Consider the following 23,469-nt stretch of genomic DNA (forward strand, 5'->3'; position numbering starts at 1 on the left):
TAACTGCGTAAGTCCTAAATATATCTGGATATATTTCTCATTAAGGACTAAATTTCCTGTAAAATGTAGATTATTTTCCGTTGTGTAAAACTCTTTACAGGACTCAAAAGGTTGAATTTTATGAATGTTGCAGACAAAGTTATCAAATCCGCATTTGAATCCGATGAAGTTTTTCAAAAAACGCTTTCCACTGTAATAAAAGAGGATCTTAACCTCACGGCTGTGGATTTCGCAAAAAAAGCAAGCATTCCCCCAAGTACTCTTTATAAGATCCTGTCAGGGAACCGGGACCCCAACATTAAAACTCTTCGTCAGATAGTGAAAACTATCCGCGATATTAAAGAAACAGATAGTGGAGATTTTATCGCTGTGATTGCAGCTCGCTCGGTGCTTGACAACATCGTAGAAACAAAGAAAAAGATAGCTGGTAGGCTGGTCACAATCAGGGAATATTCGGCAACCTCAATGGAAGAAGCCATAATAGCAGCCGTTAACGCCGAAAGGGATGGAGCAAAAGCCCTTGTTTGCGCTCCTATAGTGAGCCCTACAGTGGAAAAGATCCTCAACATTCCAGTAACAACTATGATCCCAAAGAACAGCCTTATAGTTGCTATCGAACTTGCGCTCAAAAAGATGGAGTAAAACTGCATAGAGTGTTATAAATAAAGTGCCAGAAATAAATGCTATGTTTTGTGGAACAAAAAGTTTCCTGAAATAAAATACTGAATATCTGTCAGCAAAACCCTGAAAGACTGCTGAACGTAAATTAAGTTTGAACTATTCTAAAAATAAGAAAAGACCGCGTTTTGGGTTAACGCGGGAATTTTAAGTTCTATTCTCTTTTGTTTTTGAATTTTTTGTTTTCTTGTCGCTTTATTTCTTTGGTTTCACCGAGTTAATAAATTCCTTTGCCTGTTCGGATAGTTTTGCCATGTCTCCGCCACCCTTGGTAAAGTAATAAGCAGCTCCACCGATTATTAACAGGACAATGAGTCCAAGAATGTAGAGCATTAAGGAAGACTTTTCCTTTACAGTGTAGGTTGCAGTTTCTCCTCCAATTTCTACCTTGTAGGTTCCTGGCACGTCTTCTGCGTGTTCAAAGGTTACAGTGGTATTGTTCCCAATGCCCAGGGAAACGTCTTTTGAGTCACTTATGTTTCCGTTAATAAGCAACTCTACACTTTTATTTCCTGCAGCATTGCCTGTATTTCCAACGTTAACCGAGATTGTCGCATTCTTTCCTGCACTTACCTCTAAAGGATCGATTACCAGGTTTGAGTATTTGAAGATAGCTTCCAAATCTTTTACTTTTACATTTATTTCCTGGTCTTCGAATCCTTCTTTTGTTAAGCCCAGTTCAAGAGTGCCGCTTTTATCTGTCTTGTAGGTAGCTTTTCCGCTGGAATCTGTTTTACCAATGATGTTTCCATCAATCGATACGTTTGCATCCTCAATTGGATCACCGCCGATTGCCTTGACAGCCTCAATGTTCAGGGTGTCGCCGACATAAACTGTCTCAGGTGAAACGTTGACTGTCATTTCCTCTTTCGGAGCACTGACGTTAATGTTTTTAGTTGCAGTTTCGTAGTCATCCTTTTTTGTAGTTATCTTCAAAGTCCCGACATCTTTGGCTGTGTACTCAACAACTCCATCATCATCGGTTTCGCCTACATTACTTTCATTAACCGAAACATTAGCTCCTTCGATTGCTTTTCCACCTGCAGTCACTTCGATATTAAACGGATTTCCAGCATAGATCTTATCAGGTACACTTATTTTCAGTGAATTGTTGTCGTTTCCGTTGCCGCCGGTTTCAACTTCCACAAACGGGTAGAACCTGAGAGTATTGTCATTAGCAGTCTTGAAACTGACATTACCCATGATCTCTGTGGTATCATCCTTGTCAAGCCCGATTGAATCACTGTTTTTCATTGTAATGCCACTTTCAGAGACACTGGTGACCTCCATCTCGCCAAAAGTATCTCCATTATCGATTTCGGTGTACTGGTCCGAGAGCTGGAAGAGGCCTTGTATGAAGACAGCAGAGGACTCGGCTCCTTGGAAAACCGAGCCAATATGAGCAATGATTATGGGCACATCTTCTGCATCTCCAAGATCAGTTTTATAGACATAGTCATCGCCAGATTCGAGGAATGCCTCATCTACTACATTGCCATCTTTTTCAAGCTCGACCCGGACAGATTCTCCATTGATATCTACTTCCACGATATTCAAAGAATAACCATCTTCAAGGGTAAGGGCAGAACCTGAATCCATAGACTTTTTGTCGTCGTTGTCTGTAAGGACTTTACAGAGAATATTATCTGAAAGAAGACTCACATCATCAACAGATCCATTTACTGAGCCATCAGTATACCCGGCAAAGTACTTGTCTGCCATGAAACCAATAACTGTGAAGTTGCCCCATTTTTTGTGATCAAAATTAACCGCCTGGGGTGTTGATTCGTAGACAAGTTCATCTGAAGGTATAGTCCTGCCGTCAAGCTCTCCTACTGTAAGATTTTCAGTCCCAATTCCTTCATCTATGTTGTAATAGAAACCTTCAAAGTTAAAGGGCGTCCAGCTAGGGAGTGAATCACCATTAATGTCCTTGTCATAGACAGTCCCGCGCAGCTCGTATGTACCTTCTTCCGAGGTGTCAAGGGTCGGGGCAAAACGCAGCGTGTTATCATCAGCTACCTGAATCTGTATTTTACCCATAAGGTCTACCGTATCTCCCTTATCAAGTCCGACGCTATCATCATTCTCCATCTTTATTTCACTGCTGCTAACGGAAGTTACTTTCATTTCTCCAAAAGTATCTCCATTATTGATTTCGGTGTACTGGTCCGAAATTTGGAAGAGACCCTGTATGAAGACAGCAGAGGACTCAGCTCCTTGGAAAACCGAGCCGATATGAGCAATGATTATGGGCACATCTTCTGAGTTTCCAAGATCAGTCTTATAGACATAGTCATCGCCCGATTCGAGGAATGCTTCGTCTACGACATCACCATCTTTTTCAAGCTGGACCCGGACGGATTTTCCATTGATATCCACTTCCACGATATTCAGGGAATATCCTTCATCGAGAACAAGAGAATCTCCGGCATTTGCTGATTTTTTATCATCAGTGTCCATGAGAATCTTGGAAAGAACACCATTAGAAATAGGGCTAATGTCATCTCCTATAACTGTGGAATTATTTTCAGTGTAACCTGCAAAGTATTTCTCTGCCATGAACCCGATTATCTGGTATGAACCCCATTTACTGTGTTCAAAATCAGTCTCAGTAGGACTTGTGGAGTACTCAATGTTTCCTGATTTTATGCTTCTACCTATACCTGTAATGGTCATCTCTTCTGAGGATACTCCGGAATCAAGGTCATAGTAGAAACCTGAGTAACTCTGGGCAGTCCATGTGTAAGTTTCTGGCATTCCCTGTTCCCAGATTCTGTTTCCAGTTGAATTATCTGTAGTAGATCCGACGCTTACAGTCCATGTTTTTGTCGATGAATCATAAGTACCATTAGGATCACTTACCACTGCCTTGAGGGTATAATTTCCTGCACTGTCTTTTTCAAAGTCGTATGAAGAAGAGGTTACACTTGTTTCCTTTTTCTGTGATTCATCACCAACAAGCCACTCAACATTGATATACTGGTCGTCCGTGCTGGAGTTGACCTTGAAAGTTTTAGATACTCCTTTATCGACTGAAACATTTCCTTCGGAGGGGTCAGCATTAACAGATAATCCTCCGGCCGTTGATACTTTCCATGTCCAGGATTTTTCTGCACTGCCGTTTTCGTTTTCTGCGTGCATTTTAATTGTATGCGTGCCCTGTGTTGCAGAATTATTGATATATGATGACTCAGTGACAGACTTGTTTTCCTGAACATTGGTATCATCAAGATACCATGTTATATTTGAAGTCTGGCTAATAGTTGCATTAAATTTTCTTGATTCTTCTACATTATTGTTAACGGTTGAGTATGAAGGGGAAGACGATATGATTTCCGGTACATTCGATCCTCCGGTTACACTCCAGGTTCTACTCTCTCCAGTCGACTGAACAGTCGCTTTGACATCGTATGTACCTTGCTTAACCGTGTGATTGAGGGTAGAGGTATTCGTTGCATCATCAGACGATGTTTGGGAAACATTGCTTCCATCAACCTGCCAGTTAATAGTTGCTGACTCGTTTGTTTGAATGCTAAAATCTTGAATCTCGCCGACCGTCTTATTGACAGTTGCATTGTCTCCAGGCGATGCTGCTATTATACTCGGGGCTGCAGTTGCAGCTCCGCAAAATAGACCTAGCACCAGAATTGCTGTAAATATCTGTAAACTAGCTTTTTTCATGTTCTATCCTTCTGAACCTTGTGCATAAATTATTATGAATTTAGTACGTTTCTCCTAAGATCTGTTCGATTTTTGTAAGGTTTTTTGGGCTTATCAATCAAGAGTTCCTAAATTTTCGTCTCTCTAATCCAGGCTTTTGTTTCACGGGGGTAATTATTTTTAATCAGGTGGATCTATCAACAGCTTTTGCTTTTAGCTGCTGGTATCCTCTCTGCTCTATAGTTATAAACTTGCATTCTGGGGATTCGAGTACAATACCTGCTTCATACTTTGTACATTCTCCTATAACGATTAAGTTACATATATTTTGTACTTTTTTGATCTTTTGTGGATCAATTGTAATAAGAAGTTCGAAGTCTCCACCCGTGTAAAGGGCAAATTCCCTCAGCTTTTCCTGGTTTGAAGCAAATGCACGGACCTCCCTGAGGATAGGGAGGGCATTTTCCCGGATCATGAATCCCACACGGCTCTGCCTGGAAAGGTCGTAAAGGGACATTGCAAGGCCGTCACTCGTATCCATCATGGATGTAACTGCTCCAGACTCGGCAAGTTTCCTTGCTTCTTTCGTGCGCGGGGCAGGTTCAAAAAGTGCATTCAGGACGGTTTTGCTCACTGGCTTTCTAGACTGAAGGGCTTCCAGAGCTGCTCCTGCTGATCCTGTATAACCCGTGACACAGACAAGGTCACCTGGTCTTGCTCCACGCCGAAGAAGGAGCTGGCTTTTTTTCACTCTGCCAAGTGCCGTCCCTGTAATTGTCAGTTCTTCGTGGGTATCAAGATCGCCTCCTATAATCGTAGTTCCGCAGAATTCGGCACATGCCTGCATACCTTTTGCAAGGGCTTCAACAAAAGCAATTTTGGTATCTGCAGGCATCCCAATTGCCATAACAAGCCCTGTGGGCTCTGCACCCATGGCTGCAATGTCACTGAGGTTTACGGCTGCTGACATCCAGCCCATTTGCCAGGGTGTCATCTCTTCCGGAAAATCAGTAGTCTTATGCAGCATATCGGTAGTAACAACCAGGCAGTCTTCGCCTTTCAGGTCAAGGACGGCACAGTCATCCGAACCTGCGCCTATAAGGATTCCTTCTTGTCCTTTCTCCCTGCCATCAGGTGCTTTGAAAATCTCAGATAAAATGGAGATTAGAGCGCGTTCTCCAACTGAAGATACTTTTGTGTTTTTCATGGTCTTTTTTGAAAAAGATAATTTTTGTTTTCTTTTCTAGATAAATGCACTCTGTGAACCAAAAATCACTGAGTCCCTCTCCTTTATTTAATTTGTGTAACATGTAAAGGCACACAAAAATTCCAACAGTTTTTCCATAAAATCATTTTCGATATTGGGGGAGATATTTATCTCAAAAATTCTACTTCTTTCCATCAGCAGTGAATAAACAAATTTTCTCAAATAAATTTCTTAAGGGCTTTACATTTGCTTTTTATCTCTAGGAATGTATAAGACTTTTGTAAACTTCAAATTCATTTGAACTTAAAGTATATTTTTCTGTATGACTCTATAGGAGAAATAATTTACACTTTATTCGCGATGCAGACAAAAAAGAAAAGTACAAGGAGAAAAAAACAAGCTAATAGTAGTAAACTGTCAGATTAGATCGGGCAAAATCAGGTGCTGGATTCTACAAGATTCTGTCATACAGAGTCAGAGATCACTTCGTCTCCGCTTTCTCTTGTTCTAATTTTCACATTTTCCAAAAAACTTTTTGCGATTTTACCGAGTTCATATAGTTCCTCCCTTTCTAGAACCCGCAGATCTCTTAAATTTTCCTGCAAGCTATGTTCCGGAATTCCCTGCTGCAGTACATAGGTAAGTTCTTTATTTTTCATATGTTTCGAGATCCAGGCAGCTATGCTGGCAATTTCTTCCCTGCTTCCGATAAAATCTCTAATTAACGTTGTCCGAAGTTCCATTTCTAAGTCGCAGGAGTCTGCAATTTCAAGCGTTTTTATTACAGACGCAGTAATCTGTTCAGGAGTCTTTTTCACAGCTTCTAATTCTCCGAAGCCCGTAACTTTATCATAAAGTTTGGGATCATCCAGGGGAGCTTTTATGTCTATGAAAAATTTATCAACCAGTTCCCTTTTAACCAGTTCGTTTGCCATTTCAGGGTAGCAGCCGTTTGTATGAATCCCAATTGCAAGCCCAATTTCTCTTGCAAACTCAGCGAGAGGCACAATTGCTTTCTGCATTAGAGGTTCCCCTCCTGAAAATACAACTGCACTCACAAAAAGTGTAGATTCTTTTATTTGCTCTTCCACGAACTCCAGTTCTACAGGGTTAAACCCCTGGAGGTAGGGATGGTTCTGGCAGTAGGGACAGCGAAGCGGGCACCCCCTAAAAAATATAGTAACTGCCGCCCTTCCTTTCCAGTCCACGGTAGAGAGCGGGACAGTACCTGCGTAGTTTACTTTCATGGCCTACCGTTCTCACGTTTTTATGTATAAAAAAGGATTAAGGAATCCTTATCTGAGTTCCTTTGTGCTGTATCGTTTTCTGTCCAGAAGTTCCTGGCGCTTGCCTTTGTTCCAGCCTTCAACCGACTGGAGGTATCCTGTGATCCTTGAGAGATGCTGCACATTTTCAGACTTACACTTAGGGCATCTGTCCAGTAACCCATCGGCTACATATCCTTCATCAGTGCATACAGTCATGTCCTTGGTAAAGGCAAAGTAGCCTGTCTGGGTGTTCTTTGCTATATGCATGGCAAGCTCCTGAAGGCCGTCAGGATCCGGCTGTCCTTCTCCAAGCCAGACATGCATGATATTTCCGCCGTCTACAATCGGGAAGAAAGTATGTTCGTACTTTATCCTTTCAGGCAGAGATATATCTGCACCAACGGCAACATGAGTTCCATTAGTATAGTAGATTGGAAGGTCGTGCGTCTGGTTCAACTCGCTCTTTGCGGCCTCTAAATTCCCTTTAATTGTGAATTCGGCCTTGTCGGCATATTCCTTATGCAAGAGGTCTGAAACTGCGAAGCGCTGGGCTGTTGTTTCCGCAGGCGTTCTTGCAAGAGCAATCTCCATGCCGTTTTCTTTTGAAAGCTTTTGAGCGTGCATTTTCATTTCAAACATGGCCCTGATAGCAAGCTTATAAGCAGCGGGAGACTCATGGATCTGGAAACCTGTATGGTACTGGACCATTTCATTGATCCCAACCACTCCGATAGTATAGACAAGGCTTTCGAAGTCCACAGCTATGGCCCCTTTTTCCCCTGTATTAGAATCTTTGGGCCGCTGGGCTGCAAAGGGAATCCTGTTTTTCTTGATCAGACTATTCATCCATCTACGTTTGATCTTGAAAACTTCCACTCCCTTATTCATCAGGGTCTTGAGCTCATTGAACAGTTTTTCATCATCATGTTCAGCCCTGTATGCGGCCCTTGGGCAGTTTAAAGACAGGACCATCCACGAGCCCATTGAAAAGTGTTTTCCATCTCTGAAATGAAGTTTGTCATCGAAATCTTTATCATCAGTAGGGTTTGCAGAAAACTGATACGCACAACATTGATAACATGAAATTCCTTCTCCTGCGCCCCTGTATTCCGGAAGCTGATTATCAAAGTAAGGAGTCCCGAATTTAGCAGCCAGCTCGAAGGTCATCCTGTATAACTCTTTATAAGTCGGAAGCTCAGGGTGAGCCCTGTTGAATTCCTCGTTTTCTTCCATAAAGTCAGGCTCAATGGAGATTTCGGGCTTTGGGAAGCTGAAAGGTTTGCCCCAGGCGTCTCCTTCAAGCATAACATCCATAAGAGCCTTGAACCCAAGGCGGACTTCTTTTTCGAATTCTCCATAGGTTCTGAGAGGAGCCTGTTTGCCGTCCCAGACCTTACCCTTAGCAACAATCGGAATGTTTCTCCAGAGCTTTGGGACACCAGGGGAAAGCTGCACGGATGAAAATACAGTCTGTCCGCCTCTTGCGCACATCATCTGCATCATTTCATAGACGAACATTTGCATAAGCTGTCTTATCTCGGTTTCGGATTTCCCTTCCAGATAGGGAGCCATAAAAGTAAGGAAATTGTAAAAACCCTGCCCGCCTGCAAAATTGGTCTGAGCCGAGCCCATGGCTTTTACTGCATGAAGGAAAGCCACCTCGGCATTCTTCGCGGGCTTTGCCACGCTTGATTGAGTTCCCACTCCATCAGGCATGAGTCCATAATAAAAAAAGTAACGGAGATCCCAGTCCTGGCAAAATGGTCTTGTGCCCATATATTCAAGGTCATGGATATGGAAATCCCCATTGAGGTGAAGGTCGGCAAGCTCTTTTGGCATTAGAAGGAGATTTTGCTCCTTGGACATTTTATCGGCTTTTCTTTTATGTGAGGTTTCGGCGTTGTTCAGCTGGTTTGCATTATCATTTGCTTCAAAGCCGTAACCAGTGTCGATTTCGTAGGCGTCGTAGACCGAAGCTCCGACCCTGGTCATAATGTTTCTCCACTCAACATGCCCTTTGTCAAGCAGAATATTGTTTACTATTTCCCGGATAAGAGGACCTGAGAGAAACTTGAGATTCATCTTTTTAATGATCTTTTCTGCATCCTTTGCAATCTCAATGGCTTCTTCTTTTGTGATTGAGGGTTTGTTATAGAAAATTTCGCTTAATTTTGTTTCTTTCAGAAGCTGGTTTACAATAATGTTCCTATCCCAGTTAAGAATAAAACCATCTGTTGTTCTAACCTTCGGGAGAGGGGAGACAGACATCCCGTCAAGGGTTTTTTGCACTAACTGATTGTCAGATAACTGGTCATTTTTGGGGAGGGGAGAGACGGACAATTCTTCAAGCATCGTTTGGGCTGATTGGTTGTCAGATAACTGGTAATCGGGTAAGAGAATCTCGCTTGTCATTTTCTCATCTTCAGTGATTGTCTTAATAGAATTTAATGTGAAATTTGAAGAAACATTCAATTTATTTTTAACTTCAGATCTCTATTATCACAGGATTTTCTTCATCACAGGATTTCCTGGATTTTTTCAGGGTTTACTTCTCCCCCACTGAAGAGTTCCTCGTGCGTAAGGAAAGTATCATTGATCTGTAAAACAGGCGCTGTCACTGTGAAGACTCCGTTGAAACGCAGTTCCGTTAGAGCTTCGGGAGTAGACATATCTGCTACCTCAAAAGCGACTGAATGTGCCTCCAGGAAAGTTTTTAATTTATTGCATTTCGGACAGCGTTCCGTTGTATATATTATTATTTTTGCCATGCTTTACGTCCCTCTGATTTTACTCTAATTCTTAATCTGATTTTTAGTTAACGTTTCTTGTGTAGGGCTCGTTTCTCTTCACATTTTATATTTGTTTATATTGTATGCGGAGTGAGCGTGCAGGTTTACATTTCATATTTGTTTCTATTGTGTGCGGGGTGAGCGCGCAGGTACAGAGCGTATTGCAGCCTAAAACAAAGCCCCACATGGGTTACCATTCCTCAGCTAACCCTTATAGTCCCTACAAATTTGTATTTTCAAATATCAGTAAGCAATATCGAAAGGGTGCAGCTTCTATAAAGTGACCCCCATAATATTGTTTTTTTCATTTTACTAGGTTAAAATGACCTTTATTTTTCAAGTAAATATTCTAAATGCCCTATCCTTAATAATGGTTTTTGCCTCAGGTCTGGATACAGTAAAACCCTTATTTGTATACAATAACACCTTTGTTTTGTATACAAAGATGTTCTATTTGTTATCAGATCTGATAACAAATTTAAGGACCCCTGTTTTTGAAAAATGCCTTCTTTAAGGAAATAATTTCAAGCACAGAAGGCTTTAAGGGATATCCACACCCGATTTCTCGGGTACAGTACGGCTAACATGTATAAGGAATTATTCCTCCACACTTTGAAAAAATATTGTCAAATCATCATTCTCGTTTTCACTGTACTCTTATATATTTTTTCAATTATTGAAAGGGTTAGGAATCTATACCCGAGCATTTCTTTTATATCCACTTTGTTTTTTTATTCCTCTTAGAAAATCGTTAATTTTTCTGAAAAGGTTGGAAATTACAAAAAAACGTTATATCATGGGCCAGTTATATTTACCAAGCACAAAAGAGGTGTCACTTCATAGAAAAATTACTATCTTCCGGCTGCAAGCCCCTTGACGAGCTTCTAGGAGGAGGTTTCGAGAAAGGGATTGTGACTCAAATCTTCGGAGCTGCAGGAACCGGGAAAACAAATATCTGCATCCAGCTTTCAGTGGAATGCGTAAAACAAGGGCAGAGAGTCATCTTCATAGATACCGAAGGGCTTTCTCCTACTCGATTCAAGCAGATTGCAGGGGAAAATGCAAAAGAAATAGCTAGAAGTATCATTATCTATGAACCCCTGAATTTTGAAGAACAATATGCGGCCGTAAGGGAAGTGGAGAGAATAGCCAGTGAGAATATAGGTCTCGTGATACTTGATTCTGCAACCTCATACTACAGGTTCGAGCTTGAAGACGATGAGACAGGCATGAAAAGCCGCAGAGAACTTGCTAGCCAGATAGGATATTTGCATGCTCTTGCCCGCAAACACGGTTTTGTTGCAGTCATAACCAACCAGGTATATTCCGATATTACCTCAGGAGGGGTGCGTCCGCTTGGCGGTAGTTCCCTGGAACATATTTCAAAGGCGATAATCCAGCTTGAAAAAACCGGTGAAGGAACCAGGCGCGCTATTCTGTACAAACATCGGTCCTGCCCTGAAGGTTCAAGTGCAGAATTTAGAATTACAGCCGAAGGTATTCGCTAAGTCGAAGAGATTCGCTAAGCTGAAAAAATCCGCTAAGCTGAAGAGATTCGATGAACCGAATTAAGAAATCGGGAAGAAGTTCTTAGAAGAACCTTTTAATACTCATTCTGGACAGAAAAACTTAAAACTCCCGGTACTTCCGGGGGTTTTTAGAATTCCTTTTTACAGGAATTTCTCACCAGGATTTTAACGTTCTCTGGTTCCAGATATAAATTCTTCAGTCCGCCTGTAAGCCTCGTCGTCAGGGTACTGAATCGCCGGATGTTTCATAAAGTAGGAAGCCGGGGAATACAACACGCCTCCTATCCCGCGATCAAGAGCCAGCTTGCAGCATCGTATGGCATCGATTACCACACCTCCGGAGTTAGGAGAGTCTTCCACAGAGAGGCGGAGTTCAAGGTTCATAGGCACATCTCCAAAAAGCTTGCCTTCCATTCTCAGGAAGCAAACCTTGTTATCCTTTTGCCAGGCTACGTAGTCGCTGGGTCCGATGTGGATATTGTCGTCATCAAGCTTCTTGGAAAGCACTGACTGAACAGCTTCGGTCTTTGATTCCCGTTTGGAAGCAAGCCTGTTCCTGTTAAGCATATTCAGGAAATCTGTATTTCCCCCGGTATTGAGCTGATATGTTCTCTCAAGCTTTACACCTCGTTTTTCGAAAAGGTCTGCAAGAATCCTGTGCGTGATAGTAGCTCCAAGCTGAGCTTTGACATCATCACCAATGATCGGGATATTCTTTTCCTCAAATCTTTTTGCCCATTCTGGATTGCTTGCGATAAAAACAGGCATATTATTAACGAGAGCTACACCTGCTTCAAGGGCACACTCGGCATAAAAACGGACTGCTTCTTCAGAACCTACAGGCAGGTAATTGAGAAGCATATCGGCACCCGATTTTTTAATTTCGTTTACTATATCGGCTTTTGTTGCTTCCTGTTCTTTGCTGACAACAAAAGTTTGACTTTCCTTATAGTTCTTCATATGGTCAGAGACCCCATCGAGAACCCTGCCCATTTTAACTTTCACACCTGTGGACGGAACATCAGGACAAAAAACCGCTGTGCAGTTCGGGGGAGCAAAGATGGCCTCAGAGACGTCTTTTCCTACCTTTCTGGCATCAATGTCAAAGGCGGCGACAACTTGAATATCGCCAGGTTTATACCCTCCAATTTCCCTGTGCATCAGTCCTATAGGTTCTTTATCGTCGACTTTATAGTACTCAATGCCCTGTATCAAAGAGCTTGCACAGTTCCCGATTCCTGCAATTGCTATTTTTATTTTTGTCATAAGCGCTTACTCTCCGATGAATACCCAGATTCTCATAAACCGCATTAATGAAATGAAGATCTTTTATGATTTCTGAATCTACAGATTCAAGGATTTACGGATTCAAGGTCCATGAAGTTTATTAATAATTTATATTTCTGAAAATTACGACTTTCTGTATTTTAGCTATGGATTTTAAGTCTTGTCTTATTGCTCTGTTACTCTATAAATCTATTATTTGTAAGTTTGCTTCTATGGAAAAAGAGATTGCTTTATTTATATCTCACGTGTCACTTATTCCTTAAACAAAGTTTTTATTATGAATGCTGGTTGCCAGAAGCGTGACCTGCCGCATTTTTTTGGTTATTCTAAGGTTTAAGAATTATCTTTAATATAATTAATTTTAACTTTCTCCGATTATTCCGATAATAACAGAAAAAAGTAACGATATGAGGGTGACGAGGCATGCCAGTTGAATAGGTTTTTATCTTATGGGGAGCTTGAAAGAAAAGCGGAAATTTTTCCGGCAGAATCTGACGCTTACATCGGAAAGTGATCTAATGAGGACAATTGACTGGAAGGAAGAGTCCAACTCCGTGGTGCTGGTAGACCAGACCCTTCTCCCTAAAGAGTACAGGATAATAGAATGCAAAACCCTGAGTTCTCTATGCGAAGCTATAAAATCTCTCAGGGTCAGGGGTGCGCCTGCTCTCGGTGCAGCAGGAGGTTTTGGGATTGCCCTTGCAGCTTTCCTGAGCGGGGCCGGAGATTTCGAAACAATAATAAGAGACCTTAAGGTTGCGGGAAAAACCCTTAAATCAACCCGCCCTACGGCAGTAAACCTTAGCTGGGGTGTGGACAGAGTTCTGAAAGCGGTTTCGGATGCCTTTGATGTTCAGGGGGTCCGAGAAATTGCCCTTCAAGAAGCCAGGGATATTGCGGAAGAAGATGTAACCACTAATAAGTTGATAGGTGAATCCGGGACAAAACTCCTGAAGGATGGAGATACCATACTCACATACTGCAATGCGGGCAGGTTAGCCTGCGTTGACTGGGGTACAGCTCTTGGGGTTGTGCGTTCGGCTATTGCTGAAGGCAAAGAGATAAAAGTTATTGCCTGTGAGACCAGGCCTCTGAACCAGGGAAGCAGGATTACTGCATGGGAGCTGATGCAAGACAAGATTCCAGTAACTCTTATTTCGGATTCTATGGCTGGGTGGGTAATGCAGCAGGGGCTTGTAGACAGCGTGCTTGTAGGGGCTGACAGGATTACCCAGGATGTCGTTTTCAACAAAATAGGTACCTATTCCCTCTCCATTCTTGCAAAAGAGCATGATATTCCCTTTTATGTAGCAGCTCCTTCCTCTACTTTTGATTTCAATGGCTGGGAAGGCAGTGTAAAAATAGAGATGCGAGACCCGGATGAGTTACGCTTTTTCGGATCTGAGCAACTTGCCCCCAAAGATGTGGAAGTTTACAATCCTGCTTTTGACGCAACTCCCATGGAAAACGTGACTGCGGTAATTACTGAGAAAGGAGTATTTTATCCGCCCTTCCTCTTGGACGAAGTACTTGTTTGAGAATTGCCTGCTTCAAGAAAGTGAATTCTTTCCAACTTTTCAGAATCCGATTATTAAGAAGTTTCTCTGCTGGATTTATATATCAGAACTGTAAATTATGTGATAATTACCAAATTTAAGAGGAAATTTAACAGTTATTTAATAATTAACTTAAATACCTAATAGTTGATTAAATTTATTTAATAATTAACTTAAATACCTAACAGTTGATTAAAATTTATTTGATAAGTAATTAACAGTTATGTTAAATTTTCTAATTTTTAACTGTTAATTTCAGATAATCTTTAATTATCAGCCAGAAAAACCTATTACAGGCAAGTAAGGGCAGTGAAATTATATCCCAATCAATGCGTTCACACAGGTGTTAACACATGGCTAAAAAATCAGGTTCCGGGCTCCAGTCTTCTGCAGGGCTCATGCGCTATTATGAAGCAGATAAAAATGCAGTTCAAATCCAGCCTAAGGCAGTGCTGATTGTCGGTGCAATTGTTGGCATTGCAGTATTATTCTTAAGTGCTGTAAATGGTTTCTGGCCGTAATCGCAATTTTCTTGGCAGGGTTCCCTTGAGCAGGCAGAATTCAGGAAAAAAAGAAAGGAAACGCAAGGCTTCTTCAGGGACAAGAATCTCTAAGCCCACAATTTTTCTTCTGGGTTTTCTTCTTATACTTGTGGGTATTTTTGGAGTCCTGTATAATCCTTCCAATTCTACAGGTGCTGCGGCTCCCTGGAAGGTTTCGGAAGCAGGTATTCTATCTTTCCCAGATCGAGAAGAGCCGGTATCTACAGCTCAGGAAATCGAAGATGTATATGCTCCTGAAAACTCGGATACTTTAAAACTGCTGTCTTTTGAAAGCAAAGGGGAAAAAATTCAGGCTCTCTTAAGAATTCCTGCAAATTCCTCTTCTTCTCCTGGCCTGGTCCTGCTGCCCGGAGCAGGGGTTAGCAAAGAAGCCGAACAGGGTCTGGCTGCTGAACTCTCTAAAATGGGATATGCAACTCTCACGCTTGACCAGCGCAACCTGGGCAGCATAAATGTAGACAAAGATCTTGAACTTTTCAAGGCAGGTCTTGAGCCCGTAGAATATGACATGGTTTATGATGCTCTTAAAGCCTCAGATGTGCTTGCGGCCCAGCCTGAAATTAACCCGAAAAAGCTTGCAATCCTCGGGGAAAGTAATGGTGGAAGATTTGCAATCCTTGCCTGCGCTCTTAATCCTTCCCTTAAAGGAGTTATCGGAATCAGCACTGCGGGGTACGGCACTGAAAAAATTGATTCTTCCCTTGCAAGCGATTCTGAAGCTTATCAGTTCTATCGTTCAATTGATCCGGATACCTATCTCTCTATCCTGCCGCCTGCAAAATTCGTGCTGATTCATTCTTCTAATGATCCGGTAATCTCCCACGATCTGGCGCTCCGCACCTATTCTCTTGCAAAAGAGCCAAAAGCTATGTATAACGTTACTGAGGCAACACACGGATATACAGCCTCAATGCACCCCTATCTTGAAAAAGAACTTTCCCTTCTTTTAAACTAAATCATATGGGCTTAATGCCCAGCTGAATTTATTGAAACAAGAGTCTCTTGCATATGAAAAGTATTTTGGGTGTGAAAACTTCTCAGCCGCTCTCAAGCCTGCGGGAAATTCATGGAATCGGTGAACGGGTAGCCGACAGGCTGATTGAACATTTCGGAACTGAAGAAGCTGCTCTCCAGGCTATTTGTGAGGGTGATATAGCTTCAATTTCTGAAGTCAACGGGATCAGCCACAATTTTGCCCTTTCCCTTGCCAGGTATGCCAGATCCAGGGCTGAAGGCTGCTCAATTTCCGATTTTCTCAGGACAAAAGAAGCCCTGGATATTTATTCCCGCTTGCTTGAGCTGATAAAAAGTTTTGCCCATACGACGCATGCCAGGGATAAGCTAAACCTTTTTTACCCATTACCTGCTTCGCGCATGGATCTTATCCAGGAAAGGCAGGCTTTCGTAAGAGAATACCTTGAACTGGGAAATGCCTTCCCCGAGAATTCCGAATTTCTGAAATTGCTTACGAGAGTCAGTGAACTCAGGCCTGTTCCCGGAAACCTCAGAGTCAGGGACCGGATAATTCTGTGCGGAGATTCAAAAACCCTTGAAGCAGCCCGAGAAAAGTTCCAGGCCTTTTTGTCTGTCCAGGCTGTAGAAAACCTCTCGGAATTCGTGGATCTTGCAAGAGGTTACTCCAGTGTTATTGTTTTTGATGATACTTATCTTGGTTTTGATCTACCTGAAGACATTGAACCCGAATATTTCCGGGACATTTCCAGAGCTGAACTCTGGCAGGTTTTGCCTGAAAAAGAACTGGCGTTTTTTGCGCGGAATCTGGACTGCATCCGCGCCTGCCTGAGTATCGTATCAGCTCTCCGCTCAGAGAATTTTGAGCTCTTTGAGGAATTTTCTAAAGAGAAGCTTGATATACTCGAGACTGCTCTCTCAAAACTCGGTGAGGATGGAAAGCCTGTTGAAGGGTTTGACCCTGAACTTGACAGGCTCGGAGCAGCCCTGCAAAACCTGGATCCTGTATTGACTTCGGCTCTGAATGAGGCTAATCAGCACATGAACCGAACTCTTGAGGCAAGTTCGCTTACTCTGAGCGGGCAGGAACTCGTCAGGCTTGTGAGTGGTGGAATGGAGATTAAAGACCTGCTTACAAAGGAACTTAATAGAATCTATAAAACTGAGATTGGAGCCATCAAAGAAGAGCTTGCTGAAAAACTAGGGCTTCAAAAGCAAGAAAAACTAATGCTCGACTCACTATTTCCTGATGAAGTTTCCTACCCTCTCAATGCAGACCAGTCCCAGCTGAGGCTTTTCAGGCAAAAGTTGAATAATAGCCTTGAGAAAACAAGGCTTGTCCGGAAAAGGGAACTTGCAAAAACTCTTTCAGGTTTTCACCAGCCTGTAGAAAAGCTTGTCAGGAAAGTTCTGGATTTTGACCTTGGCTTTTCAATTGCCTGTTTTTCGACAGAGTTTCAGCTTAATCTTCCCGAATTGATTCCCGAAGCCGGTATAGGTTTTACAGGTGGAGAAAACCTCTTTTTAAAAGCTCGGTACGGAGAAATCGATCCTATCAGCTATTCCATCGGAAAAACCGGTTTTTCCCCGGCAGGTCTGGAAAACAGGGTTGTACTTTTGAGCGGAGTAAACTCAGGTGGTAAGACTTCCCTGCTTGAGCTCCTTGCCCAATGCGTAATTCTTGGGTATATGGGCTTTCCAGTTCCTGCAAAAAAACTTGAACTCGGGCCTATAGAGGAATTCTACTATTTTGGCAAATCGAAAGGAACTCTCGATGCAGGAGCTTTCGAGACTACCCTCAAGCAATTCTCAGTACTCTCCGAAGCCTCAGAAAAACTGGTGCTTGCGGACGAACTGGAATCGATCACTGAGCCTGGAGCTTCTGCACGAATTATAGCAGGAATTCTTGAATATCTGTCCAGAAATGAACAGAGTCTTGGAGTTTTTGTCTCCCATCTTTCGGAACTTATCCTTGAAAATACCAGAACGGAAGTAAGAGTGGATGGAATTGAGGCCGATGGTCTGGACTCCAACCTTGAGTTAATCGTAAACCGGAATCCTGTATACAATCGTATTGCTCGGAGCACTCCAGAGCTGATTGTGGAACGGCTTTTCAGAAAGACCACTGGAAAAGAGCAGGAGTTTTACTCACATTTAAAAGATAAATTTGAAACCGGCTCAAAAGCAAACCTTTAGAGAAATTTCAGTGTACTTCCTAACATATACTAATAGAGTATTTACCTGGAAATTTCCAATCTTTTCTTGCAGTCTTCCAGTACTTTTTCTTTCTTACCTGGGGCATCTTTTTTTGTTTTTGTCAATAATTGGCTTTGTCAATAATTGTCTTCAAGAGATAATATTATAAATCTTTAGTTCTATATACTAATAAATAGTAGTGAGTTGGCGGAGATTCCTTAAATCCGGCCGATACAAAAGTTTATATATGTTTTGGTGTCAATGCATGTCCGATAACTTAATAAGGAGATTGCGTTCCTCATATGCAAAGGATTCAAAACTCTAGTCGGCTAACAGGGTTGATGTTATCAAGGAAATATTTCTCTAAGGCTAACTATATTAAGTTGTTTGAGTGAACCCGGGGGATATCTTCTTTTTAACCCAGTAGAGCCGGGTGACAATCAGGTAATGAAATTGAATATGAGATCTACAGAGATCCTATCTTCAGATCTTTTATTATTTTTAAAGACGAGTTTGAATAAGTGCAAAACCCAGGTCACGCGTGATAGCAATGGAGCGAAACTTCCCCATTCAGTGTGCAGATTTTGATAGGCTGATGATGGATAATGTTGAAGGAACTCGGGTAGAAGTTTCCGGTATGCCTGACCTAAGCGATCCATGTTTATATACGGACCGCGAGTACAGCTGGCTTCAGTTCAATGACAGAGTACTCGAAGAGGCTTTTGATGATCGCAATCCTCTGCTTGAAAGAGTCAAGTTTCTTTCGATCTTTGGAAGTAATCTTGATGAATTTTTTATGGTCAGGGTTTCAGGCGTCGAGAAAAGAATAGTGGAAGCTATGAAAGATGACCGGACAGATGAGACAGCACAGGAACAACTTCGCGTCATCCGGGAAGAGCTTCTCAGGCAGCTTCCTCTCAATGACAGTTGCTGGAATGAAATGCTTGAGCCTGCTCTCAGGAAAGAAGGAATTAAAGTCCTTAATTACTTTGAGCTTTCTAAGAAGGAAAGAGAAAAGTTGAGAAACTATTTCGAGAGAAATATTTTTCCTTTACTTACTCCTCTCGGTTTTGATTCAGGACATCCTTTCCCTCATATTTCCAACCTCAGCCTTAACCTTGCAGTATTAATTGATGATCCGGATTACGGGGAACGTTTTGCCAGGGTCAAGATTCCTCCAATGTTTATGCGACTAATCGTTGTTCCTGAAGGAGACCAGGAGAAAATAACTTCCAGTCTGAAAGAGCTGAAAAAAGGACGTTTTGTCTGGCTTGAACAGCTTATCGCTGCAAATCTTGACCTCCTGTTTCCCGGACAGCGCATCCTTGGAGCTTATCCTTTCAGAATTACACGCGATGCAGACCTTGGGTTTGATGAGGATGGAGACAAAGACCTCCTGACCGCTGTAGAACAAAGAGTCGGCAGGAATTACTTCGGGTCGGTTGTCAGACTTGAGACCGACTATACAATGCCAGCAAAAATCTCGGATATTCTTCTTAAGAACCTGGACCTTTCCCCTTCCCTTATGTTCAGGTCTGCAGCTCCTCTGGGGCTTTCAAATCTAAGTAAACTTGCAAAGATCGATCGCCCTGACCTTAAGTATGAATCCTTCGAGCCGAAAAAACATTCTCAACTAGCAAATAGGGATAAAATTTTTGCAACTCTGAAAAAACGAGATATTCTTCTCTATCATCCCTATGACAGTTTCGAATCGGTAATTGATTTCGTGGAAGAATCTGCCGAAGATCCTGATGTTCTGGCAATCAAAATGACCCTGTACAGGGTGGATGACAATTCCAGAATTGTTCAGGCCCTTATGAAGGCTGCGGACCGGAGAAAACAAGTAGCGGTCCTGGTGGAGCTTAAAGCTCGTTTCGATGAGGAAAACAATATAGGCTGGGCAAAAGAACTTGAGTGCAAAGGGGTTCATGTAGCTTACGGCTTCCCTGGACGTAAGATTCATTCCAAGATGTGTCTGGTTGTCAGGGCTGAAAAAGAAGGTATCGGGTATTATGTGCACATGAGTACAGGTAACTATAACGCAGTCACAGGAAAACTGTATACCGATATGGGGTATCTGACAAGTGATCCATGCATAGGTAAGGATGTCTCTGACCTTTTTAATGCCCTTACTGGATATTCGCGAAAAGACCATTATATCAAACTCCTTGTAGCTCCCCAGACTCTAAGGCATCAGATTTTGGAGCGCATCAGGCGTGAAATCGACCTTCACGAGAAGTGTGGAAATGGGCACCTGATCTTCAAGATGAATTCCCTTGTGGACTACCAGTGTATCCGGGAACTTTACAGGGCTTCTCAGGCCGGAGTGAAGGTAGATCTTCTTGTCCGGGGAATCTGCTGCCTCAGGCCAGGTATTATTGGGCTCAGTGAAAATATCAGGGTTACCTCGATAGTTGGCCGTTTTCTCGAACATTCCAGAATATATTATTTCAGGAATGGAGGAAAAGAAGAGATTCTTATGGGAAGCGCCGATCTTATGCCGCGCAACCTGGACAACAGGGTAGAAATCCTCTTTCCGGTATCTTCCGAATATATCCCTGTCGTGAGAGACGTTATCCTTGGCACTCACCTTAAAGATAATGTAAAAGCTCGCCTTCTGCTTCCTAACGGCAAGACTGAGAGAATCTACCCTCAGCCTGAAGAAGAAGAACTGGATTCTCAGTTATGGATGCTTGAGAATAGCAGAAGCTGGGATTTAAGCTATAAGAAAGGCTGAAAATGGGAATTCTTCTTTTTGCTTTCCCTTATTTCTTTTACTTTTTTACTTATTTTCCTAGGTAATGTGCCAATTGTGTTTACTGACATATAGGCAAAAAGTGATAGTATGAAACAAGAAAATTTAACGAATATGCGTAAAAAGTTGTTATAAAATTATCATAATTTTGTATTATTCTTTCAAAGTCCCGACAATAGGATATTTCTTTAATATTTCAGCTCCGTGTGGTGTCCTGTCTAATTCTTCGGTTATATCTTTCCCTGCAGGACATCCCTCATGATTGCCATCTTTCCAAAGATAACTATCAGATGAGACATCATATACCTGACCTTGATAAGCAATGTATATCGTTTCATTTGTACCGTCGTACTTTGCAAGTTCTTCAAGTGTATATTCTTTTATTTCCGTTTTCTCTGTCAAATTCTGTGTTTCAGTTGCCTCTTCTCCATTTGGAGTATCTGCATCAGCTTGGGTTCCGGCTTTTTCTGGAGTTACCAGTTTATTTCCCACGCATCCTGTTGCGAGGAACATGCAAAACAAAACTATCAATATAATTAGTTTTTTTCTCATTATTTTACCCATCCAACATCTGATACTGTATTTGTTCCTGACCTCAATTTGCTCCTGACCTCAATTTGTCCCTGACCTCACATGTAGTTTATATCTAAATATTTATTAAGTTGTCAATCTATTATTTCAGTTAGCTGATTGACTTCTAAGCCTAGAGTGTTAATCGTCTGAAAAATAGATAAACATACTTACCGAATAGAGGTAATAAAAACAGTTTGCTTAAGCTTTATAATTCAGTTAATCTTGGAATAAAGCTTAATTAAAGATTTTAACTTCAATAATAAATTTTCTACGGAGTCGTACTATGTGTTTCGTTTGTTTTTTACATTTGATGAATTACGGTTCTATGGGTTTCAACAATCCACACACAATTTCAAAATAAAATTCTGAAAAAAATTTTTTAGATTTTTTTCTTCATTACAAAGTACTCTATAAGAATCAAAAACAGAGGTAGAGAAATTGCCAGAAATATTTTGGCTTTTCCCATAAGGTCGTTGGTTTCGCTGTCTTTCTCTGAGCTTTCGTTGTGAATACTTGTTTTTGCTTCACCGTCAAGTTTTATCAAAGCGTCCTCTTCTGCTTGTTCACTGGCTATAGATACGTTTTCCCCATCTACGGAATAATTGGTTATTGCAAAGCAGGAGAAGCCAGACGTTTTCGATTTAAAATAAACGTAATTCTTATCTTCTGTGACTTTTTCGGTATCTAGGGGCTCCCAGCTTTCATTGTACCATTGAAGAATTATCTGAGACTGATTAATATTATTCTCTTCAATCCATGGTTTTTCAACTTTGAACTCTATAGCCCCATTTTCGCAATAATTGGCGACACCTGCTCCATAATTTCCTACCCAGATATTCACATATTTATATATCTTGCTAGGAGGAACTTCTGAGACAAAAGCAGATTTATTTTTGAGGACTTCTACAGTTGTAATTGTTCTCTTTAATGTTTTTATTGGGTCAAATTCGATATATGTAATGCATGTAGCATCTTCCAGAAAATTGAACTTGATATGATAACCACTTTGAACGTTGCCGGTGGCAAGCTCTTTTGCTTCTACATTGCTGACTGGTTCTTTTGAAAGACTGGCGCCTCCTGAACCGCCGCTGGAGGACCCTGATCTCTTGCTTCCTGAATCGCTGCCTGAAGACTCTGAGCTCTCATTTTCTGAATCACTGCCTGAAGACCCCGAACTTTCATTTCCTCCATCATCACTTGAAACTGTTTCTTTATATACGGTTGCGGTTTTTGTGAACTCATTATTGGTTTCATCGCTTTCAGAAACAATGCTTCCTGAATCCACGGTTACTTTCACTTCAATTTGCCCTTCGGTTCCAGGAGTCCAGAAAAAAATACCTGTTCCGGTTTCACCTGCTGCAAGGGCTGGTATTGATGTAACTCCCGTATAACTTTCATTGTTTCCTTTAATATCATACCTAATTTCGCTTTTCTCAGCAGCTGTAGAGCCATTATTCTTCACTGTTGCCGTAAAGGTTATATTCTCTCCTGGATGCGGTTCTTCAGGACTCAGAGAAATCGATTCTATTTTCAGGTCAGGAAGCTCACGTTTTATACTTATGGTTTTTGACATCTCATTATTGTCTTCATCACTTTCACTAATGGTATTCCCAGAATCTGCGATCGCTGTTACACTCATGTTCTCTTCATTTCCAGGAGTCAGCGAAAATTCTGCACTTGTACTTGTCCCTGCTGAAAGTTCAGGAATAGAGATTTCTCCTGAAGTTCCGTTACTACTGTATTTTGCAGTACTATTATTGGCAGTTGCTTCTCCCACATTCTTTATTTTCAGGGTAAAGTTCAAAGGTTTTCCGGCTTCGGGTTGTGTTGATGATTCTGGATACAGGTCTTCAACTATCAGATCTGGAAGTGACTCCTGTACTATTTTCACAGTAATTACTTTCTCACTATTCTCTACGTTCTCTAAAGAAGCCTTTATTGTCACTGTTTCTTCCGTGTCAGGAGTTGTCCAGGTGTAGGAAATTAATTTTTCTGATCCAGCCTCTATTGCCGGGACTTCTTCTTTTTCCTCGTTTTCACCAATTAAATATATTATATTCGTTGGTTCTGAGGTTTCATTTCCTGTGTTTTTAACTAAGGAATTAATAACGACCATACTATCGGGTTTTGGATAATCAGGGTCAGTGGAGAGTTTTTCCAATATAAGATTGGAGGTTAGTGTACTATTTGTCGAATTTCCGTTGTCTGCAAATTGTCCATCTGCAGCAGATACTATACAGGGTATCAATCCAGGAATTATTACTATCGTTAATAATACAGAAATTAAAGAATTAAAAAAATGAGTTCTCATTTTAATTGTCCTCCTCCCATGGCAGTGTCGCAAATTTTCTATAAATTTAAAGTCAAGTTTTTAAGTACAATGGGAAAATTGACCTCCCAACATGGAATTGCTACATTACAACTTCTCAAAAT

The 23,469-nt window shown here is 41.5% G+C and carries 15 protein-coding genes; 7 read left to right on the forward strand and 8 right to left on the reverse strand.

Annotation, left to right across the window (positions count from 1 at the left end):
• Positions 1–120 precede the first annotated feature (120 nt).
• Positions 121–642, forward strand: a complete 522-nt coding sequence (locus A9239_RS17280) for a helix-turn-helix domain-containing protein (protein WP_048122549.1) — start codon at positions 121–123, stop codon at positions 640–642.
• Positions 643–873: 231 nt separating this feature from the next.
• Here the strand turns inward: A9239_RS17280 and A9239_RS17285 are convergent, their stop codons facing one another.
• The 5 genes from A9239_RS17285 to A9239_RS17305 form a co-directional block, all read right to left on the reverse strand.
• A complete protein-coding gene (locus A9239_RS17285; RefSeq protein WP_048122547.1) occupies positions 874–4,362 on the reverse strand; it encodes an S-layer protein domain-containing protein in 3,489 nt (1,162 codons plus the stop codon).
• 163 nt (positions 4,363–4,525) lie between these two features.
• On the reverse strand, positions 4,526–5,548 hold the full coding sequence (gene thiL, locus A9239_RS17290) for a thiamine-phosphate kinase (protein WP_048122546.1): 1,023 nt from the start codon (positions 5,546–5,548) through the stop codon (positions 4,526–4,528).
• A gap of 464 nt (positions 5,549–6,012) precedes the next feature.
• Positions 6,013–6,795, reverse strand: a complete 783-nt coding sequence (locus A9239_RS17295; RefSeq protein WP_048122540.1) for an anaerobic ribonucleoside-triphosphate reductase activating protein — start codon at positions 6,793–6,795, stop codon at positions 6,013–6,015.
• Positions 6,796–6,843: 48 nt separating this feature from the next.
• A complete protein-coding gene (gene nrdD, locus A9239_RS17300; RefSeq protein WP_048123674.1) occupies positions 6,844–9,228 on the reverse strand; it encodes an anaerobic ribonucleoside-triphosphate reductase in 2,385 nt (794 codons plus the stop codon).
• Positions 9,229–9,332: 104 nt separating this feature from the next.
• Complete coding sequence (locus tag A9239_RS17305) at positions 9,333–9,584, reverse strand: glutaredoxin family protein (RefSeq protein WP_048122538.1); 252 nt, start codon at positions 9,582–9,584, stop codon at positions 9,333–9,335.
• Between the two features lie 830 nt (positions 9,585–10,414).
• Between A9239_RS17305 and radB the strand changes: the two genes are divergently transcribed.
• The gene (gene radB, locus A9239_RS17310; RefSeq protein WP_048122536.1) at positions 10,415–11,113 is read left to right on the forward strand and encodes a DNA repair and recombination protein RadB; all 699 of its coding nucleotides are present in this window, start codon (positions 10,415–10,417) and stop codon (positions 11,111–11,113) included.
• 186 nt (positions 11,114–11,299) lie between these two features.
• Here radB and A9239_RS17315 read toward each other — a convergent pair whose 3' ends face one another.
• Positions 11,300–12,400 (reverse strand): inositol-3-phosphate synthase, encoded by a 1,101-nt coding sequence (locus A9239_RS17315; protein WP_048122534.1) that lies wholly within the window; start codon positions 12,398–12,400, stop codon positions 11,300–11,302.
• A gap of 539 nt (positions 12,401–12,939) precedes the next feature.
• Between A9239_RS17315 and A9239_RS17320 the strand changes: the two genes are divergently transcribed.
• The 5 genes from A9239_RS17320 (at position 12,940) to ppk1 (ending at position 20,445) form a co-directional block, all read left to right on the forward strand.
• Positions 12,940–13,959 carry an S-methyl-5-thioribose-1-phosphate isomerase gene (locus A9239_RS17320; protein ID WP_048123672.1) on the forward strand — a complete coding sequence of 340 codons (1,020 nt, stop codon included), beginning with the start codon at positions 12,940–12,942 and terminating at the stop codon, positions 13,957–13,959.
• Between the two features lie 371 nt (positions 13,960–14,330).
• Positions 14,331–14,498, forward strand: a complete 168-nt coding sequence (locus A9239_RS17325) for a preprotein translocase subunit Sec61beta (protein WP_048122532.1) — start codon at positions 14,331–14,333, stop codon at positions 14,496–14,498.
• Between the two features lie 25 nt (positions 14,499–14,523).
• Positions 14,524–15,495 (forward strand): alpha/beta hydrolase, encoded by a 972-nt coding sequence (locus A9239_RS17330; RefSeq protein ID WP_230629049.1) that lies wholly within the window; start codon positions 14,524–14,526, stop codon positions 15,493–15,495.
• A 53-nt stretch (positions 15,496–15,548) separates the two neighbouring features.
• Positions 15,549–17,708: an endonuclease MutS2 gene (locus A9239_RS17335; RefSeq protein WP_048122529.1), complete on the forward strand. Its 2,160-nt coding sequence runs from the start codon at positions 15,549–15,551 to the stop codon at positions 17,706–17,708.
• 550 nt (positions 17,709–18,258) lie between these two features.
• Positions 18,259–20,445, forward strand: coding sequence for a polyphosphate kinase 1 (ppk1, locus tag A9239_RS17340; RefSeq protein WP_080941609.1), 2,187 nt, complete (start codon positions 18,259–18,261; stop codon positions 20,443–20,445).
• Positions 20,446–20,616: 171 nt separating this feature from the next.
• Here the strand turns inward: ppk1 and A9239_RS17345 are convergent, their stop codons facing one another.
• Together A9239_RS17345 and A9239_RS17350 are read right to left on the reverse strand one after the other, a co-directional pair.
• On the reverse strand, positions 20,617–21,027 hold the full coding sequence (locus tag A9239_RS17345; RefSeq protein ID WP_230629047.1) for a cytochrome b5 domain-containing protein: 411 nt from the start codon (positions 21,025–21,027) through the stop codon (positions 20,617–20,619).
• 388 nt (positions 21,028–21,415) lie between these two features.
• On the reverse strand, positions 21,416–23,347 hold the full coding sequence (locus tag A9239_RS17350) for a PGF-pre-PGF domain-containing protein (protein WP_052712949.1): 1,932 nt from the start codon (positions 23,345–23,347) through the stop codon (positions 21,416–21,418).
• Positions 23,348–23,469: the final 122 nt, after the last annotated feature.

It is taken from the genome of Methanosarcina sp. A14, assembly GCF_001729375.1.
GTDB lineage: Archaea > Halobacteriota > Methanosarcinia > Methanosarcinales > Methanosarcinaceae > Methanosarcina > Methanosarcina barkeri.

What these genes read in the sequence shown, in the direction of transcription:
- A9239_RS17280 (WP_048122549.1), top strand. Translation starts at nt 121, where the DNA reads ATGAATGTTGCAGACAAAGTTATCAAATCCGCATTTGAATCCGATGAA.
- A9239_RS17285 (WP_048122547.1), bottom strand. Translation starts at nt 4,362, where the DNA reads ATGAAAAAAGCTAGTTTACAGATATTTACAGCAATTCTGGTGCTAGGT.
- thiL (WP_048122546.1), bottom strand. Translation starts at nt 5,548, where the DNA reads ATGAAAAACACAAAAGTATCTTCAGTTGGAGAACGCGCTCTAATCTCC.
- A9239_RS17295 (WP_048122540.1), bottom strand. Translation starts at nt 6,795, where the DNA reads ATGAAAGTAAACTACGCAGGTACTGTCCCGCTCTCTACCGTGGACTGG.
- nrdD (WP_048123674.1), bottom strand. Translation starts at nt 9,228, where the DNA reads ATGACAAGCGAGATTCTCTTACCCGATTACCAGTTATCTGACAACCAA.
- A9239_RS17305 (WP_048122538.1), bottom strand. Translation starts at nt 9,584, where the DNA reads ATGGCAAAAATAATAATATATACAACGGAACGCTGTCCGAAATGCAAT.
- A9239_RS17315 (WP_048122534.1), bottom strand. Translation starts at nt 12,400, where the DNA reads ATGACAAAAATAAAAATAGCAATTGCAGGAATCGGGAACTGTGCAAGC.
- A9239_RS17320 (WP_048123672.1), top strand. Translation starts at nt 12,940, where the DNA reads ATGAGGACAATTGACTGGAAGGAAGAGTCCAACTCCGTGGTGCTGGTA.
- A9239_RS17325 (WP_048122532.1), top strand. Translation starts at nt 14,331, where the DNA reads ATGGCTAAAAAATCAGGTTCCGGGCTCCAGTCTTCTGCAGGGCTCATG.
- A9239_RS17335 (WP_048122529.1), top strand. Translation starts at nt 15,549, where the DNA reads ATGAAAAGTATTTTGGGTGTGAAAACTTCTCAGCCGCTCTCAAGCCTG.
- ppk1 (WP_080941609.1), top strand. Translation starts at nt 18,259, where the DNA reads ATGGAGCGAAACTTCCCCATTCAGTGTGCAGATTTTGATAGGCTGATG.
- A9239_RS17345 (WP_230629047.1), bottom strand. Translation starts at nt 21,027, where the DNA reads ATGGGTAAAATAATGAGAAAAAAACTAATTATATTGATAGTTTTGTTT.
- A9239_RS17350 (WP_052712949.1), bottom strand. Translation starts at nt 23,347, where the DNA reads ATGAGAACTCATTTTTTTAATTCTTTAATTTCTGTATTATTAACGATA.